The following is a 17,486-nucleotide window of genomic DNA, read 5'->3' on the forward strand; positions in this document are numbered from 1 at the left end:
GATGGGGGCTGTGCGCGGTAAAGTCCTGGCACAGTAGCCTTTGCAGCGGGAACTTCAGGGTACTGGCCTGGTCAATTGGGGCCCCGTATCGCAGATGCCGAGCAGCGCTTTGGCCTGTTTTACTTCAGTGCCGTCCGAGATCAGTCGAGTTCACCCCCCTGATGCCAACCAAGAGTTTTCTGTCGGGACTCATCCTGGTGTTCTGCGCCGTCGCGTCGTTTTGGTCGGTTGCTGCCGAGCGAAGAGCGCCCTCGCAAAGTAACAGTGCATCAACCACCCTGATCGAAACCGCCTCGCGGCAGTATGAAAATGGCCAGTTGGACCAAGCCGCTGCCACGCTGGAGCGTGCCCTGCATATCCAGCCGAACAATCCCGCGACGCTGCATTACCTCGGTGTGTTGCGTCTTCAGCAGGGGCAGTACCAGCAGGCTGAAACCCTGGCGGCGCGCTCGAACATGCGGGTTGGTCGCAACGTCGAGTTGCGCAACCGCAACTTCCAATTGATCCAGGCGGCGCAGCAGGCCCAGGCTTCGGGTACCCCACCCAATGCCAAAGAGGACCTGGTCGCAGTACAGAAGGGGCTGGAGGAAGAGACCCAAAGGCGCCGCGAAGCAGAAATGGCGGTTGTTGAGCAATCCACTCCGGTCACCGGGCGTGACGTTGGCAACTACGCTAGCGCAGAGACAGATCGGGTTGCGGATGCGCCGACGGCTGGAAGAGTCGGGCCCGAAGGAAAATTACAAATGACTAATGTCGAGCCAGAGCGGGCGTACGCTGAGGTTGAGATTCCCCACGGCCATATGCCGCCTCCGGGTAAATGCCGAATCTGGTTTCCTGATCGTCCGCCGGGGCATCAGCCTGCACCCGGCAAATGCAAGAAGCTACGATATCGGGTTCCGTCAGGAGCCTACCTGGTGCGCGGTTGAGTTTCTGAGTGACCACTTCTGGCTGGGGGCTGATCGTCGCGAATGGCTGCACAACCCATTGCAGCCATTGCCCAACGACTGTGATCGGGACAAAGCTACCTGCCGAAAACGGTACCAAATGCGCACTGATCGATCGTCACCAATTGGATCAAAGCCAATACAGGAGCGCAATGGTATACAACCAGCCGATGCTGAGGGTGATAGTCAGGTAGATCACCACGAGCACCAGAGAGTGATTCCACATGACACTGACCTCCCATAACCACGGTTTGAGGCGCGTCAGGGGCGTCTGATAAACCGAATAAACTCAGGTCAAGCCCGTACCACAGCATCCGCGCTGCTCCTGAATCGGCGGGCACTTCACCGTGCCAAACGAACAGAACACACAGCAGTCACCGGGGGTCGGGCGTAGCAGGGTTTTGCAACTGCCACATTCGTAGAAAAACTGACAGGCATCTGTGGGCATGGCTTCCTGCTTGGCGAAACCGCAATGCGGGCAGGTCAACACGGATTCGAGGATGACGGCGCTCATGGTTGCCTCACTTGTGAACGGTGGAGGGATAACCTGCCTTCGTCGTCGGTTTCCACTGGTGCCCGAGCCATCGTTTTCTCCATTGAACTGATCTAACCTAGGGTCACTTTACACTCCGTACCTGAGTACAGAATCAAGGGGCGTGTGATGGCGACAGGGCTGAGTATCGGCAAGTTGGCGGAAGCTGCCGGGGTGAACATCGAGACTATTCGCTATTACCAGCGACGCGGCTTGCTGGATGAACCGCCAAAGCCGCTCAGCGGTTATCGATGCTATCTACCGGCGCAGGTCAAACGGCTGCGCTTCATCAAGAGGGCGCAGGCGCTGGGGTTCACGCTGGATGAGGTGGGCACACTGCTGACACTCGATGCGGCCTGCACTTGTCGCGAGACTCGGGCACTGGCCGTGCGCAAGCTGGCCCTGATCGAGAAAAAGATGGCAGACCTTGCCGCACTGCGGCAGATACTGGGCGCACTGGTGCAGGAGTGCGATGCAGGCGACGGCGGGGCCGCTTGCCCTATCATCGATGTGCTGAACAGGGAGTGATGCCTTGCTCCTGAATCATCAAGGGGGCAGCGGCATTGGCATGGCTTGCACAGGCGCCAAGCCTCTGGTTTTTCGCGAGCAGGCTCGCTCCTGCAAGGGCCGGCATGTGATTTGAGAGTGGAAGTGAAAGGAATGGACCCGCCAGGGCGGCGGGTCCGAAGGGGGATCAAAGCTTCGGCAATTGCCCGATGCGGCCCATCATTTCGGTGACGATCTGCAAGTCCAGCAGGAACTGCTCGGTGGTCTTGAACTCGTTGTCGTTGTGACCGGTGTATTTGACGTTCGGCATGGCCAGGCCGAATTGCACGCCGTTGGGCAGTTCATGCACGGAGGTGGCGCCGGCGGAGGTGCCGAACTTGTGTTCCATGCCGAGGTTTTCGCTGGCCACCGCGAGCAGGGCCTTGACCCATTCACCCTCGGGGTTGCGGTACATCGGTTCGGCAATCGACAGGTCGAAGGTCGGTGAGATCTGGGTCTTCTTGCTCCAGGCGTCCAGCTTTGCGGCGATTTCGGACTTGAGCACTTGCGGCGTCTTGCCCTTCGGCACGCGCAGGTTGACCGCGAGCTTGAAGGCTTTGTCGTCCATCCCGACATAGGTCAGGGAGGTGGTCAGCGGGCCCATGAACTCATCGGCAAAACCGACCCCCAACTTGCCACCCAGGTAATCCAGCCCCCAGTTGTCGGCGGCGTAGCGGGCGGCGTCCGTGATCTGGTTGTGCTTGAGCGCGACCTTGCCGTCGAGGCCATTGATGAAGTCGAGCATCCTGGCCACCGGGTTGACGCCGGACTCGGGCTCGGAGGAGTGGGCGGACACGCCGGTGACCGTCAGTTTGACGTCCTTGCCGTCGACCTTGGCGGCGACCTCGAAGTTGCCGCCGTTGCGCTTGGCATACTCGGTGCCGGCCTTCTGCAGGCTGGCGGCCAGTTCGGCGGGTTTGTCGGTCACCAGGGTCGCGACCGATGTCGACGGGATCTGGTTGGTGGCCAGGCCGCCGGTCATCGAGGTGATTTCTGCGCCCTTGCCTTGCGCGGCGCGCTTGGCGAAGCTGGCCATGACCGTGCCGTAGCCTTTCTCGGCAATCACCACCGGGTAGCCACCATCCAGCGCCAGGTTGTAGTTGGGCGTCGGGTTGCGTTCGAAGTAGTAGGGGATGGCGTCGCCGGTGGTCTCTTCGGTGGTGTCGACCAGCAGCTTGAAGTTGCGGGCCAGCGGCAGTTTCTCTTCCTTGATGATCTTCATGGCGTAGAGCGCCACCACGATGCCGTTCTTGTCATCCTCGGTGCCGCGGCCATACATGCGATCGCCGATCAGGGTGACCTTGAACGGGTCGAGGCGAGTGCCGTCCTGCAGCACCCAGTTTTCCGGCGTCACCGGCACCACATCGGCATGGGCGTGAATGCCCACGACTTCGTCGCCGCTGCCTTCCAGGGAGATCTCGTAGACGCGGTTGTCGATGTTGCGAAAGTTCAGGTTGAATGCCTGGGCCAGGCCCTTGATCTTCTCGGCAATCTTGATGAATTCGGGATTGTCGTGCTGTTCAACACCTTCCACGCGCACGGTCGGAATGGCCACCAATTCCTTCAGGGTTTCGGTGGCCGCGCTGCCGTATTTCACCCGGGCATAGAGGCCAAGCAAACGATGGATTTCGTTTTGCTGCTCAGCGGTAAGCGTTTTGTTGTCGAGGAACGCGCTGATGGCAGGGCCGAGGTCGTCGGTCTTGGCGATATCGCTCTTGGCCAGGCTTCCCAGAAACTGCCTGAAATCCTTGACCGATGCATCACTGAAGGTCTTGAGGATGATCGCGTTCTGTTGCGGGGTGATGTTGGCGTGGGCAGCGGTAGTGAACGACGAAAGGCTGGCGAGCATCAGGGTGGTCGCAGCCAGGTGCTTGAGGGAAAAATCCATTGCTGGGGGCATTCCTTTGCAGGCGGTTTGTAAGAAATATCTGATCGGTCGATCAGAAACTTTTCAAAACTAACACCGCGAGCGTGTGAAACGGGAGCCCCTGAAGTGGGATCTGTCGCACAGAAATGCAAAAGCGGCGCAGAAATGAAAAACCGCTCTATCAATGCTTACATTCTGCCATCACTACTTTGCAGGTATTCGGCGTGCCACCGGATCGGCCGGCATAACGTATGCAATTACTCAGGGATTTTTGCCGAGCCATGTCCAGGGTGTCGCCCCAGGCGAGGCCGCCTTCGCCGACGGTGGGGAGCGCTTTTGCATAGCAGGCCGAGCCGGTGCTGGCGGCTGAATAGCGAGCGGTGCTGGCGTTGCCTGAACAGCCGGCGATCAGCGCCAGATTGACGGCGAGCAGGGATAGCAGGATCCATGACGACCATGGGCGCGCAGTGTGTCCCGTCATCCCGGTTCCCCTGTAGCAAGAGGCGCATTTGAGACCGTACCTGGCCGGATCAGGGCCGGGGCACACTCTTTCTCTGAGCCTATCCTTGCGGCATCGATCCTGCTGCTCCTTTCGTCCGCTTTCCTGAGTTCGGTGTGTCTGGCCGTCCGAGAGTCGAGTTGAGGTCGCTACAGACCACTGAACATGCTGATGATCACGGCATTGACCAGGTCAATGAAAAAGCCGCACACCAGCGGCACGATCAGGAAGGCCTGGTGCGCCGCACCGTACTTTTGCGTCACGGTCGACATGTTGACGATGGCCGTCGCCGTGGAGCCGAGGGCAATCCCGCCGAATCCGGAAGCGATCACGCTGGCTTCGTAATTGCGCCCCATAAAGCGGAAGACCACAAAATTATTATCAGGATTCGCTCATTCAATGTTTAGACCTGTATCAATGAACGGTCGAAACAGCCTTGCTCGTCCAGATGGCTTCCCAATCATCAGGTTGCGTCTGTGCGCCAGGAGTGAGGACAGCCTAGCCTAAACGGGAAAACCCATCCCGGTTGGCACAGGCCGTCATCACGCTCCCGATGGCCAGTCAGACGCTGACTTTAGCGCTTGATCAGAGAAATCTTCGTTCCCTCGATACTGACCCCCGCCATTAATCCTTGCTGGTCGAAGATGAATGCGTAGGCGTCGTCTTTCAGCGTCGAGCTGGACAGGTTCTTCGCAACCCCTTCATCCACAAACACAACTGTTGGCCCTACACCGATTTCCCAGCCCTTGGTTTTGGCTACATAGTCCACGGCTTTATCGGTCATCAGGAAAACCACATAGCCATACGACTGGGCGCCGGCCTGCAGCCCCCATGAACCGCTGACAGAGTTGTAGTAGTTCTCGACTTTCGTGCCCTTCATTAGAACGCCTTCGCCATAGCTGCCGCCGAACACAAGTCCCGCCTTGATGATGTTCGGGAAAACCAGCACCGCCTTGGCCTGGTGCGAGATGGTTTCGGAGAACGGATTGGTCTTGTAGAGCGTCTGCAATGCTTGTCGAGCGTCGGCATTCAGATCCTCGGCGGTGGCCGCTGCGGCATTGTTCAGGAAACCGGCTGATGCCAATGTTGCAATCGCGAGGAAGAACGACAGGAAGAACCGCATTGATTGAGTCATTTGCGTACTCCGCTGAGTGAGTTGGGGATGAGCGCAGCGGCAAGTGCCCGCGTCACGCAGGAACCGAACCCGCTGAGGTTATCCGGCGCACCCTGAAATATGTGAATTGCAGGCATCGCTCGTGAATGAAGTTGGTTTGCAACCTTGGCCGGAGGCCACGGATCATTTGCGCTGCCATCAGCTGTTATGACCGTTGCGTAATGGCCGGGTTCGATGTCAGTTCTGCTTCTGGCCGATGGTTTTCCGTTGCACGGGGTTTATCCAGGGGCTGGGCTGAAGTGGGGGGGCTTGTAGCAAGAGGGCCTCAATGAAGCCCTCTTGCTAAAGCCTGGTTGTACTCAGTTCGCCTTTATCGGCACCGTCACGGTTTTGCCGAAGGCCGATTTGATGGTTGCCGTCGGGTTAGGCGACGGACCAGTGCCGACTGTCGTCACCGCTATGTTCCAGCGCGCGCCGGTCGGCGTAAGCGTCAGGACAGCGGCGCCAAGGTTCACCGTACCGGTTGCGGTGGTGGCAGTCGCCGTGATGGTATTGCCCGTGCCACGGGAGGTGGTGCCGGACAAGACCCAATACCAGCGGCTGTTGAGGCGGGCGGTGACGGTAGCGCTGGTGACGATCAGGCTCTCGTTGATCGTTGCCGAGACCGCCACGGACACCGTCGCCGGTTCCGACTCCGCGCCCTTGGCATCGGCGGCCCTATAAGTAAAGGTCGCGGTGAACGGCGCGGGGACCGTGGCCGGTGGTGTGTAGGTCACACGCGTACCATCGGTGCTGACCACGCCCTTGCCGGAGTCCGGTTGCTCCAGCCCCACCACTTTGAGTGGCACGTTAGCGTCAGGGTCGGTGTCGTTGGCCAGCACGTTGATGGTCACCGGTTGGCCGGTGTTACTGATGGCGCTGTCAGGGTTGGCGATCGGTTTTTGGTTATCGCCGTCGTTATTGTCACGAGTATCGCCAGTGCGGAAGGTCGGCAGCGCGGCGGAGTTGACGTAGGTGACGCCGTCCCAGCCGGGCAGGGGCGCTGGCATCAACTGGAACTGGCCCGGATGCTCGATATCCCAGCGCAGCAGCATGGACGTGTCCTCGTGCTGGGTGTTGTGGCAATGCTCCATGTAGGTCCCGGCGAATTCCCGGAAGCGGATCGCCATTTCCACATCCACCGAGCTGTCGATGCCATCGCCGATGCGATAGACGTCCTTGCGCGCCCATTTTTCCCATTCCGGCGGTGGGTTGCCATCGCGGTGGAGGACGATCCCCTCTTCGAAGTGCACGTGCACCGGGTGGTTCCAGCCGTTGCCGCCGCTCTTGATTTTCCACACCTCAAGGGTGCCGTCGCCGGAGAACCCGGCAGGGGTCGGGCCGTTGGCCAGTTGCGGAGCGGCGCTGATGATTCGAGGGTCCATCTGGAAGCCTAAACCGCCGTCGGTCTTGATCGTCCAGGGTGCTTCGTCGGTACCGTCGGAGCGGCCGAAGATGAACTCGCGATGCCGCGCCACCTTGAGCTTGGCCTGCATCGCTGGGTCGTCGCGGTTGATGGTCAGCGGGATCATGGTCTTGCCGGCCGGTTTACCCGGTTTGGCGGGTTCGTAGTCGGCGGGGTTCATGCTCACGTCCTGGCCAGCATAAGGCTGGACCACCATCTGCATGAACTTGCCCACCGCCGGGTCGCCGGCGTCCCATTCCAGCCCTTTGCTGCCCAGTTTGAGCACCGCCTTGTACTTGCCGGAAAGGACATCGGCCAGGCTCAGCACTGTAGCCTCCGGCCCCTTGCCGTCGTGGTGCTCCATCAGGTTGACGAAGTACAGCTTGTCGCCGATGTTGACCCCGTTTTTCGCGAAGTTGACGATGATGTCGTAACGCTCGGCAATGCCCATGGTGGGCAGGATGGCGTTGTGGTTCTGCATGTCACCGTTACCTTCCAGGTCCATGCTGCCATCGAACGGCACAGCATGTTCCATAAGGTTGCCGTCGTTGGCGATCAAGTGGAACGGCACGCGGGTATAGGACAGGCCGGAACCGGCCGGGCCGGGGAATTCGCCGCCGGTACCGGCGACTTCACGCACCAGCGCGAACCTGAAGTAGCGCGACACCGAGCCATTGAGGATGCGGAAGCGATAGCTGCGCGCCCGCACATTCAGGCGCGGCTGGTACTGCCAGTTGACCAGGACCTGATCGCCGAGAAAGCCGTCGGTGTTGAACGGGTTGAACCACAGCTGGCCAGTGGCGTCCCAGGCCTTGTCGGCAATCATCAGGTTCACATCGTAGTCACGGTTGCCCCAGGGTAGTGCCGAACCGCTGGGCAGGCGCAGGTTGACGCCGTCTACAAGCGCTTCGTTACCGCGATCCAGGGCGCTGTAGTAATTCATCATCACCGCGTTGCCCTTGTAGACGTTCTGCGCGGTGAAATCGACCATGTGGTCGTGGAACCAGTGGGTGCTCATGGTTTCGCGCCAGTCGCCACGGATCTTGATGCTGCCGTTGTCGCACGTCTTCAGGCCCGGAGTGGCATCGTTGACGAACAGGGTTTCGCCCGGGGCGCAGGGGAACGCCGCGCGCGGATCCTGAGCGCTGGTGTTGATGGTGTCGTAACCGGCCAACTGGATCGGCCAGCGATAGTCGTAGTACTGCCCCGGAAAGAAAAACGCACCGGAAAAGCCATCGCTTTCGGCCGGGGAGTGGCCGTTGTGTTCGTGGGTGGTGAGGGTGTGCAGGCCAAACCCCATATTGGCCGACGGATCGATCGGCAGGGCGTTGTAGTGGCGCATCAGCGCGGCTTGACCGTAACGCACCATCAACAGTTTTGGCGGAAAGGTGCCGTCGAAGGTCCAGAGCGCCTTGTGGTTCTGAATCGGCATGTTGGGGTGAAAACGAACATTTATGCCTTTGGTGGTGCCCGCAATGACCGGGGTGTTCGAGGTCTGGTTGTAGAGCCCGCCAGGCCCGAACTCACCGACGGCGTAGTTGTGCAACTGTCGGCGGTCGCGCATGCCGCTGTTGAGCTGGGCGCCCGCTTGCACGGTCTTGAAGGCGACCTGCGGGAAGAACTCGTTCCAGCGCTGGTGCGACCAGCCTTTTCCTGGCGGACGACCTTCGGCCGGCGAGCCGACCGGATGGCGGTTGAGGAAGGCTTCGATCTGCGCTTTCCACGGGTTGCGGTCCAGCACGTTGGAAAATTGCGACGGAAACGGGTACAGCCCCGGTTGGCGCATGAAGGCCACCAGCGCCGTGGGCGAAGGGCCGCTGCGGGCGATGTTGTTCGGGTCCTGCGTGGGCGCCGGGCCGACGAGCGGAACCGGGAAGGTCAGGGGCGGTGCCGGCAGTGTCGGGTCGAGTTTTTCCGTGCCGAATTCTTCGAGCAGCAGTAGTTGCTGAGTGTACGGCTGGGCCCCGAACAACGGGCTGGGCTTGCCGTTGGTGGGAATTTTGAATGATGTCTGCAGGGCTGGAGGCAGCACGTTATCAACCGTTGGCGTGGTGCGGGTGCCAAAAACGCCATTGGGCAGGGCGATGGCGCCCTGGTTGACGGGTGGCATGGCCCGTATGGCAGCCGCCGCGGCATCGAGGTCCGCCGGCGGGTTGCTAAACGCCGAGGGGTCCGTCGGTGGTGGCGGGCCGAAATCATCCAGCGGTACGGCGTTGACAGTGGTCAGGGTAAGAAGCATCGCATAGGGCAGTGACCTGCGCAGCAAGGCGAGGGAGCTGCATGGTAGTGTCGTGCGTTTCATTTTTTCACCCCTCGCGTCACGCCGAATTTGGCGATCCCCGCCGTCCCCCATGATGTCCGGGACTACAGCTGTTGCGGGTACAAGGGGGGGGCGTGCAACTAATGAGCCACTACCCTGGAGGGAAGAAAAAGTTCAAATTAATTAGCGATTTGTTTCTAAATATTACACAGGAGAGTAGGGGGGAAGTGGGGGGTATTCCTCAAATCAGGTGGTAAATGCCCCGTTGAGTGGGTGTAGTGCCCCATTTATGGAGAAAGTAGTGCGATCGAACTGTACATGCACTTTTATAAAGCGCCATGCGTAACAACGTGCACCAGTCGGAAGCGCCAAAAGTCGGCTCACACTTGCCGAAACTTGCTTCGACAGCAGTCGCCATGACAATCAATATAGCTAAAAATCCAGTGTTTTCAGATAGTTGAAGTCTCTATGTGGCTGACTGGCACAAAGGCTGCAAGGCTGTCATCAGGTCCACCTGGAGAGCATTCGTGTGGACAGCCCCCTCGGTCAACGACGATCGATTGGCCGAACAGGTCGTGGGCAGCATCGGTGGATCAGGCATAGATGCCTGGTTTCAACACCGCAAAAGAACAGGCAAAGACGCCTGGAACCGAAAGGTTTCAGGCGTTTTTTTTTGCTTTTAAAACCGTGATTGGCTCGGGCTGGGTGCTTTCTATGAATTCCAATGTTGCCACGTTGAACAAGATGCAAACGCTGATCGTGATCGGTAATGGCATGGTCGGACATCATTGTGTCGAACAGCTGATCGAGCGGGGGGCGCTTGACCAATACCGGCTGCACGTCTTCAGTGAGGAGCCGATGCGTGCCTATGACCGTGTGCATCTTTCCGAGTACTTCGCAGGTCGTGATGCCGAGTCGCTGGCGCTGTCCGATGCGTCGCTTTACCAGACCCCCGGCGTTACGCTGCATCTGGGTGTGCCGGTATTGGAAATCGACCGCGTCCGTCGCCAGGTGGTCACCTCGCAAGGTTGCGTCACGTATGACAAGTTGGTTCTGGCCACCGGGTCTTATCCGTTTGTTCCGCCAATCGAAGGCGCCGAAGGTGAGTCGCGTCTGGTCTATCGCACCCTGGAAGACCTCGATGCCATTCGGGCTGCGGCGGCCAATGCCCGGCGCGGCGTGGTGGTTGGCGGTGGCTTGCTGGGTCTGGAAGCCGCGAACGCGTTGAAGAGCCTGGGCCTTGAAGCCCACGTGGTGGAATTCGCGCCGCGCTTGATGCCGGTACAACTGGATGACCTCGGTGGCCAGGCGCTCAAGGCGCAGATCGAACGATTGGGCGTCGGTGTACACCTGTCCCGCGCCACTCAATCGATCAGCGCGGGCGAGCAGTACCGCTATCGCATGAATTTCGCCAATGACGAATTCCTTGAAACCGAACTGATCGTGTTTTCCGCCGGTATCCGCGCTCAAGACGCGCTGGCTCGTCAATGCGCGCTGGAGATCGGTCCGCGCGGTGGCGTGGTGATCGACGACACGTGCCTGACTTGCGACCCGAACATCTACGCCATCGGTGAATGCGCTTCATGGAACGGCAGCCTGTTCGGCCTGGTCGCGCCGGGCTACCAGATGGCGCGCAGCGTCGCGGCCCGTCTGTGCAACGAAGTCGCCGAGCCGTTCACCGGTGCCGACATGTCGACCAAGCTCAAGCTGCTGGGGGTGGATGTCGGTTCCATCGGCGACGCCCACGGCAACACCCCGGGCGCGCGCAGCTATCAATTCATCGACGAAACCAGCGCCAGCTATCGCCGCCTGGTGGTGGATGCCAGTGGCAAACACGTAATTGGTGCAGTGCTGGTCGGTGACAACAGCTACTACGACACCTTGCTGCAATACATGCAAAACGGCATCGCCTTGCCGTCGGAACCAGCCAGCCTGATTCTGCCGTCCACCGAAGGCGCGCCGACCCTGGGGCCGGGTGCTCTGCCGGAGTCGGCCACGGTGTGTTCCTGTCATAACGTCACCAAGGGCTCCATTTGTTCGGCCATCGACGGCGGCTGCACCGACCTGGGCCAGCTCAAGTCGCAGACCAAGGCCTGCACTGGCTGCGGCGGTTGCGCAGGCCTGCTCAAGCAAGTGTTCGAGCATGAACTGATTGCCCGTGGCGTCAGTGTCGACAAGAGCCTGTGCGAACACTTCGCCTACACCCGTCAGGAGCTTTATGCGCTGGTACGGGTAGAGGGCGTGATCACCTTCGACGAACTGTTGGCCAAACATGGCCGTGGCCACACCGGTTGCGACGTCTGCAAACCGGCGGTGGGCTCGATCCTCGCCTCGTGCTGGAACCAGCCGATCATGGACACGTCGCTGGTGCCGTTGCAGGACACCAACGACACCTTCATGGCCAACATGCAGAAAAACGGCACCTATTCGGTGGTGCCACGCATCGCCGGGGGGGAGATCACGGCGGACAAGCTGATCGCGATTGGCGTGGTGGCGAAGAAATATGACCTCTACACCAAAATCACCGGCGGGCAGCGCATCGACCTGTTCGGCGCCCAGTTGCATCAATTGCCGGACATCTGGTCCGAGTTGATCGAGGCCGGTTTCGAAACGGGGCACGCCTACGGCAAATCGACCCGCACGGTGAAGTCTTGCGTTGGCAGCACCTGGTGCCGTTATGGCGTGCAGGACAGCGTGAAAATGGCCCTGACCCTCGAGGATCGCTACAAGGGGCTGCGTTCGCCGCACAAGCTCAAGTTCGCGGTCTCCGGTTGCACCCGTGAGTGCGCCGAGGCGCAGAGCAAGGACGTGGGCGTGATCGCCACCGAGAAAGGCTGGAACCTCTACGTGGCCGGTAACGGCGGCATGCGCCCGCGCCACGCCGAGTTGTTCGCCACCGACCTCGATGACGCCACCCTGATTCGTTACATCGACCGTTTCCTGATGTTCTACATCCGCACCGCCGACAAGTTGCAGCGCACCTCGGTCTGGCGTGAAAGCCTGGAGGGCGGCCTGGATTACCTCAAGGACGTGGTCATCAACGACAGCCTGGGGCTTGGCTTTGAGCTCGAATCGCAGATGCAACTGGTGGTCAACCGCTACGAATGCGAATGGGCCAACGCCCTGAAAGACCCGGAAAAACTCAAGCGCTTCCGCACCTTCGTCAACGATCAACGCCCGGACCCGGACATCCACTTTGTCCAGGAGCGCGGTCAGCGCCGGCCGATCATGGCCTCTGAGCTCCACCTTATCCCTGTCATCGAGGAGATTGCCTGATGAGCCAGTCCGATACCCAGCGAGTCTATTCCAGTTCATCCCTGGTCAATTCCGATGCCTGGCAAGCGGTGTGCAGCCAGGAGGATCTGGTGAGTAACTCCGGCGTCGTCGTCTGGCTCGACGGTGCACAAGTGGCGCTGTTCTACCTGCCGGCTGCCGAGGGCAAGACCCTCTATGCCGTCGATAATCATGACCCGCAATCGGGGGCGAATGTCATCGGTCGCGGGCTGATCGGCAGCATCAAGGGCGACCTGGTGATTGCCTCGCCACTCTACAAACAGCATTTCCGCCTTGAGGACGGCAGTTGCCTGGAGTATCCGCAGCAGCGCCTGCGGGTCTGGCCGGTGCGCCTGAACGCAGGCCAGGTGGAGGTCGCGGTGGCCTGACCACCTGAATTTCGCCGGGGTCTGAGCGCTCATTCAATCAATGAATCATGCTTGGCTCCGGCGGAGTCGATGATCAATGACAAACAGTATCGGAGGCTTATATGAAAACAGCCGCACAACTGCTGAAACTCAAGGCCGTGCAGAACCGACGGGTGCATAGCATCACGCCAGACCAGACGGTGCTTGAAGCGTTGAAGATGATGGCGGAAAAAAATGTCGGTGCCCTGCCCGTCATGGAGGAGGGGCAGGTGGTCGGCGTTATCAGCGAACGCGACTATGCGCGCAAGGTCGTTCTACAGGGGCGCTCCTCGGTCGGTACGCCGGTCCGGGCCATCATGAGCGCGCCCGTCGTGACAGCTGACAGTCAGCAGAGCATCGAGCGTTGCATGGCGGTCATGACCGACAGTCATCTGCGCCATCTGCCGGTGGTGGAGGGCGACCAACTGATCGGCCTGTTGTCGATTGGTGATCTGGTCAAGGAAGCCATCGTCGAGCAGACCGAGTTGATCCGGCAACTGGAACACTACATTCGCGGGCATTAAATCGACCGGGGCAGGGGGTATCACCTCAGGTGTAAACTAAAGCACGCATTGAAAAACGCTGCACCTGGAGGTGAGCCATGCGCTCAATAACCGTTTACTCCTCGATCGCAGTGCTGGCGCTATTTATGGTGCCACTTGCCACCGCAGCGACTTCGGTCGAAGTCGTCTTCAAGAACCCCGAAAAATTCAGCGATGCCAGCCTTGATAGTCCGGGCTATGAACGTGGTGCCGATCCTTATGTCATGAAAGAGCTGCGTAGCTACATCCAGAAGCTTGGCGAGCGGTACCTGCCACCGGGCCAGCAGCTGCAAATTGAAATACGCAACATCGACCTGGCCGGTCGCTATGAACCCTGGAGGCCTGATGCCTACGAGGTGCGCTTTATGCGAGACATCACCTGGCCGAGCATCGATCTACATTACGTGCTCAAACAAAACGGCCAGATCGTGAGCCAGGCCGACGCCAGGGTCATCGATCAGCTCTACCTCCAGCGTCCGGGGCGTGCCAACAGAAGTGACAGGCTCTACTCCGAGAAGGCCATGCTCTCGGACTGGTTCCACAGACAATTCGCCGGGCAACATCTGCTGACCAAGCCAGAGCCCGGGGAGTGACCTGCGAGCAGGCGTATGACGGTCTTCTGAAGTAGGGATTGTATGAGGTCCGCTGGACGCCGTAGGAAGGAATGAAGCTTGTACCAATTTTTATACCGCTGACCGTGTACTCATGGGGTAAAACGGGTAATCCAAAGTAAGGAAGTGCCTGGCTTTATTGATCCTGAGTACCTTGTGTTACCCAATAAGAGTCGTGGTGTAATTCTGCTCGGACGGAATCAGGCCGGTTGCTGTCTGTCGTGAAAGGCTGCAATCGACCCATACAGTTCGATTGGAAGCTAGTTCAATGGGGCTTGTAGTGACCGAATGAGATCAGCCTGTAGTCCGTTCGGACCATGCGTAATCTCGAACTCTACTCTTTGACCCTTAAATAGTGTCTCAGAGCCATCACCACATATACTTCTAAAGTGTGCAAAAAGGTCCTGCCCACCTTCATCAGCGATGATGAGCCCTGTACCTACCGCATCATCGAACCATTTCACTACGCCTGTCGCCATGCCATAACCCTCCTGGTTGTCAAACTCTCCCATTCACAGGCGAGAGAAAACGACGAATAAAACATCCTCGATCCGAAGTGCGAGTCAGCTCACAAACCCATCAAAAAACATCCAATAACTTGTGGATTGAAAATCCATGAACTAAACATAACCCCGAAGTCAGCTTACCCAAAATAAATAATAACTTCAGAACTAAAGGGGTCTTATGAGCCTTGCCGTGCGATTAGGGAAAAACGGGTTGCTCCAGGCAGGAGCATTGTCAATATTAAGCTTGGCATTACAACAAGCACAGGCAGCATGTAACTTGGTGAGCGGGGTCGGTGACACTTCCTACACCTGTGACAGCGGCACCAGTGGTTCACTCACCGACACCGACGGCAACAACACGTTGACGTTCCCGGCCAATGGAACCGGTACCGTCGGCGGTAATGTCATCTTCGGCGACGGCGTTGACCGAGTAGTGATGGACTCCGGCCTCATCACCGGCAGGCTTGATCAACGTAATGGCGCGGACTCGTTTCAAATATCTGCCGGCCAGATCAATGGCGCGGTGATACAAGATGACGGTACCGATGATTTCGTCATGACCGGTGGGCAGATCCAGTCACTGGCCCAAGGTGGGGGGCGCGATACCTTTCTGATGACGGGTGGCAGAATCGTCGACTCATTTGTCGACGGCGATATCGCGAAAATGACCGCCGGTAGAATCGGCCGCGTCGACATGAAGCTGTACACCAATATTTTCGACATGTCTGGCGGCGCGATTGACGGCAACCTGGTCACAGGGTTCGACAAGGACACCATTATCGTGTCGGGCGGCACCATTGGCGGCAACATCAGCACCAGCGGTGGCGATGACAACATCACCGTCTCCGGGGGGGTGATCAATGGTGAAATCCGCACCAGCGTCGGCAATGACCAGTTTACGTGGACGAACGGCGGCCAGATCAACTCAGCGGTACTCATGGGTGATGGTGACGACACCGCACTGTTGGGTGGTCTGAATGAAAACCTGCTGGCGCCGACACCGTCCATCGACGGCGGTCTGGGTAACGATCAGTTGACCTTCGCCAGCACCACCTCGGCCACCCCGTCCCGATACATCGGCTGGGAAAGCGTGAGCCTCACCAATAACTCGCGCTTCGACCTGGCCGGGGATTTTTTCCTCGGTGACAGCGCGACCGCAACCGGCGTGTTTTCGATTGATGGCAGCAGCACCCTGGCCGTGACCCAAGGCAACCTGCGTCCCTTTACCGCGGGCCAGTTGGCAACTCTGAACAACGCGGGCGCCATCGACATGACCACTGGCAGCAACAGTGCAACCGACTCACTCACAGTCCACGGCAACTATGTTGGCAACGGTGGGCAATTACTGCTGCAAACGGTGCTCGGCGACGACAGTTCCGCCAGCGACAAACTGGTGGTGTCCCAGGGCACCATCAGCGGCAACACCCAATTGGGCGTTACCAACCTGGGCGGACTTGGCGGGCTGACCCGGCAGAACGGTATCGAAGTGGTCCAGGCGCAAAATGGTGCCACCAGCAGCAGCGACGCCTTTGCCCTGAAAGGTTCGCTATCGGCGGGGGCTTACGAGTACTACCTGTTCAAGGGCGGCGTTACTGCCGGCTCTGAGAACAACTGGTACCTGCGATCGTCGGTGGTGGCCGTGCCACCTCCCACGGTACCGCCCGTGGTGACGCCACCGTCGCCCGTACCGCTTGCCCCGCCACCGATTGAGCAACCGGCGCCAGTGGTGGACCCGGATGAGCCACCGGTCGAACCACCGACCGCACGCCCTGTCGTCCCCACCGAACCGACCGAACCTGCCCCTACGCAGCTCACCGCCGTGACGTCGCCAACCCCCGCCGCCACCACACCGCCGATCCCTACGGCGGTCGCAGGGGCAGACCCGATTCCGCTGTATCGCGTGGAAGTACCGGTGTATTCCGTAGTTGTTCCCGCCGCGCAACTGATGGCTTTGCAAGCACTGGGCACCTTCCATGAACGCCAGGGCGAACAAAGCCTGTTGGCCGAAACCGGCAGTTTTCCCGCTGGCTGGGGCCGGGCCTATGGCAGCAACCTGCAGAAAAGCTGGACCGGCACCGTGTCGCCAAGCTTCGATGGCTCACTCCAGGGCTTCCAGATCGGCCATGACCTGTACGGCTCGCAGACCAGCGGTGGGCAGTTGCAGCGCGCCGGGCTGTTTGTCGGCCACACCCATCTGCAAGGGGATGTCGATGGTTTTGCCGAAGGCTTTCAGGACCGCCGCTCGGGTCGGGTGAAGCTCGATGGCGATCACTTCGGAGCATACTGGACCCTGATAGACCCCACCGGCTGGTACGTGGACACCGTGGCAATGTGGTCGCGCCTGGATGGCGACAACAGCTCCGAGCGCGGGGTAAAAATGGACACCAAGGGCGATGCGGTGACCCTGTCGGCTGAAGCGGGATATCCCATTCGCGTCTCGGAAAACTGGGTTGCAGAGCCCCAGGTACAGTTAATCAACCAGCAGATCGATCTGGATGATCAGAACGACGGAATTTCCGACGTGTCCTTCGACTCGCAGGATTACTGGACGGGCCGCCTCGGCACCCGACTCAAAGGGCGTTACCAGGCCGACAACATCCCGCTGGAACCGTATGTGAGGGCCAACCTCTGGCGTACATTTGGCGGTTACGACACCGTCACCTACGATGATGTGGACCGGATCAAGACCGAACACAAGTCTTCATCCGCTGACATCGATGCGGGGATTGCAGCCAGACTGACTTCAGATATCAGCGTCTATGGCAGCGTCGGATACAGCTTCAATCTGGACAGCAATGATCTGAGCGGTACGACGGGCACCGTGGGCCTGCGCATGAGTTGGTAGGTCGTGGAAACGCTTGTTGGTCCCTAAGTGAAGTTTGCACTAAGAATGGTACTTGGTGAGTACCTTGCTCCTTCTTTGGGTTGCGTCGCTCTGGCG

13 protein-coding genes and 1 pseudogene are annotated in these 17,486 nt (G+C 59.4%); 7 read left to right on the top strand and 7 right to left on the bottom strand.

Annotated features, from left to right (window positions below; translation table 11 throughout):
- Nucleotides 1-161 precede the first annotated feature (161 nt).
- Nucleotides 162-926, top strand: coding sequence for a tetratricopeptide repeat protein (locus tag AC3IX1_RS11985; protein ID WP_489388338.1), 765 nt, complete (start codon nt 162-164; stop codon nt 924-926).
- Between the two features lie 307 nt (nt 927-1,233).
- Here AC3IX1_RS11985 and AC3IX1_RS11990 read toward each other — a convergent pair whose 3' ends face one another.
- Nucleotides 1,234-1,458 (bottom strand): GDCCVxC domain-containing (seleno)protein, encoded by a 225-nt coding sequence (locus tag AC3IX1_RS11990; RefSeq protein ID WP_489388339.1) that lies wholly within the window; start codon nt 1,456-1,458, stop codon nt 1,234-1,236.
- A gap of 147 nt (nt 1,459-1,605) precedes the next feature.
- Between AC3IX1_RS11990 and merR the strand changes: the two genes are divergently transcribed.
- Nucleotides 1,606-2,004 (top strand): mercury resistance transcriptional regulator MerR, encoded by a 399-nt coding sequence (gene merR, locus AC3IX1_RS11995; protein ID WP_489388340.1) that lies wholly within the window; start codon nt 1,606-1,608, stop codon nt 2,002-2,004.
- 166 nt (nt 2,005-2,170) lie between these two features.
- On the opposite strand, the gene AC3IX1_RS12000 is transcribed toward merR, so the two are convergent.
- The 5 genes and pseudogenes from AC3IX1_RS12000 to AC3IX1_RS12020 all read right to left on the bottom strand — a co-directional run bounded on the left by AC3IX1_RS12000 (nt 2,171) and on the right by AC3IX1_RS12020 (nt 9,248).
- Nucleotides 2,171-3,910 (bottom strand): dipeptidase, encoded by a 1,740-nt coding sequence (locus tag AC3IX1_RS12000; protein ID WP_489388341.1) that lies wholly within the window; start codon nt 3,908-3,910, stop codon nt 2,171-2,173.
- A 160-nt stretch (nt 3,911-4,070) separates the two neighbouring features.
- Nucleotides 4,071-4,370, bottom strand: coding sequence for a hypothetical protein (locus AC3IX1_RS12005; RefSeq protein WP_489388342.1), 300 nt, complete (start codon nt 4,368-4,370; stop codon nt 4,071-4,073).
- Nucleotides 4,371-4,537: 167 nt separating this feature from the next.
- Nucleotides 4,538-4,762: pseudogene (locus AC3IX1_RS12010) on the bottom strand (sodium/glutamate symporter); the annotation flags it as partial.
- Between the two features lie 200 nt (nt 4,763-4,962).
- Entirely contained in the window at nt 4,963-5,523 is a 561-nt protein-coding gene (locus AC3IX1_RS12015) for a lipid-binding SYLF domain-containing protein (protein WP_150723586.1), read from the bottom strand.
- Between the two features lie 338 nt (nt 5,524-5,861).
- On the bottom strand, nt 5,862-9,248 hold the full coding sequence (locus AC3IX1_RS12020) for an Ig-like domain-containing protein (RefSeq protein ID WP_489388343.1): 3,387 nt from the start codon (nt 9,246-9,248) through the stop codon (nt 5,862-5,864).
- Nucleotides 9,249-9,920: 672 nt separating this feature from the next.
- Here AC3IX1_RS12020 and nirB point away from each other — a divergent pair.
- The 4 genes from nirB to AC3IX1_RS12040 all read left to right on the top strand — a co-directional run bounded on the left by nirB (nt 9,921) and on the right by AC3IX1_RS12040 (nt 14,021).
- Complete coding sequence (gene nirB, locus AC3IX1_RS12025) at nt 9,921-12,482, top strand: nitrite reductase large subunit NirB (RefSeq protein WP_489388344.1); 2,562 nt, start codon at nt 9,921-9,923, stop codon at nt 12,480-12,482.
- Nucleotides 12,482-12,868 (top strand): nitrite reductase small subunit NirD, encoded by a 387-nt coding sequence (nirD, locus tag AC3IX1_RS12030; RefSeq protein ID WP_489388345.1) that lies wholly within the window; start codon nt 12,482-12,484, stop codon nt 12,866-12,868. Before nirB ends, nirD begins: the two co-directional genes overlap by 1 nt.
- Before the next feature lie 101 nt (nt 12,869-12,969).
- On the top strand, nt 12,970-13,410 hold the full coding sequence (locus AC3IX1_RS12035; RefSeq protein ID WP_489388346.1) for a CBS domain-containing protein: 441 nt from the start codon (nt 12,970-12,972) through the stop codon (nt 13,408-13,410).
- A gap of 77 nt (nt 13,411-13,487) precedes the next feature.
- Nucleotides 13,488-14,021, top strand: coding sequence for a DUF3016 domain-containing protein (locus tag AC3IX1_RS12040; protein WP_489388347.1), 534 nt, complete (start codon nt 13,488-13,490; stop codon nt 14,019-14,021).
- Between the two features lie 278 nt (nt 14,022-14,299).
- Here the strand turns inward: AC3IX1_RS12040 and AC3IX1_RS12045 are convergent, their stop codons facing one another.
- The gene (locus AC3IX1_RS12045; protein ID WP_489388348.1) at nt 14,300-14,551 is read right to left on the bottom strand and encodes a cold-shock protein; all 252 of its coding nucleotides are present in this window, start codon (nt 14,549-14,551) and stop codon (nt 14,300-14,302) included.
- A 172-nt stretch (nt 14,552-14,723) separates the two neighbouring features.
- Between AC3IX1_RS12045 and AC3IX1_RS12050 the strand changes: the two genes are divergently transcribed.
- Nucleotides 14,724-17,390 carry an autotransporter family protein gene (locus AC3IX1_RS12050; protein ID WP_489388349.1) on the top strand — a complete coding sequence of 889 codons (2,667 nt, stop codon included), beginning with the start codon at nt 14,724-14,726 and terminating at the stop codon, nt 17,388-17,390.
- Nucleotides 17,391-17,486: the final 96 nt, after the last annotated feature.

The sequence above is a fragment of the Pseudomonas sp. KH_046_2 genome, assembly GCF_057838985.1.